The 473-nt window shown below is 61.1% G+C and carries 1 pseudogene; it reads left to right on the top strand.

Annotated elements, in window-relative coordinates:
• Positions 1-473, top strand: a pseudogene (locus HMPREF2924_RS01705) (DNA helicase); the annotation flags it as partial.

Consider the following 473-nt stretch of genomic DNA (forward strand, 5'->3'; position numbering starts at 1 on the left):
TGCAAGACCGCCCACAGCCTGGCTCATGCGGTGTATGGCATCCAGTACGCCCACAAGAAGACGAAGAACCTGCGTCTGACCGATATCGCCCGCGGACTCGATACCCAAGACTGGGAGTTGGTACGTGACGTGCTGGCCACGCTGAACAACTACATGGCCAGCGCCGACGCGGAACTCGGCCGACCGCACTTCCCGCGCTTCCGCGACAAGGCGTTCCTCACCAGTGCCCAGGAACGCTTCCTCAAGCAGGGCCTGGACATGGCGCGAGTAGTCTGGAGGCGCATGGTCGATCTCCAGGACACCGGCATGCTGATGCCCCATGACGGCTACCTGAAGCTGTATCAACTGAGCAAGCCCGATTTGAGCCAGCGCTTCGACTGCATGCTCCTGGACGAGGGACAGGACATCAACCCAGTGATCGCGGACATTGCCCATTGGCAGCGCATCAGAATGGCTATCGTCGGCGATCCCCA

It is taken from the genome of Pseudomonas sp. HMSC063H08, from assembly GCF_001813645.1.
GTDB lineage: Bacteria > Pseudomonadota > Gammaproteobacteria > Pseudomonadales > Pseudomonadaceae > Pseudomonas > Pseudomonas aeruginosa.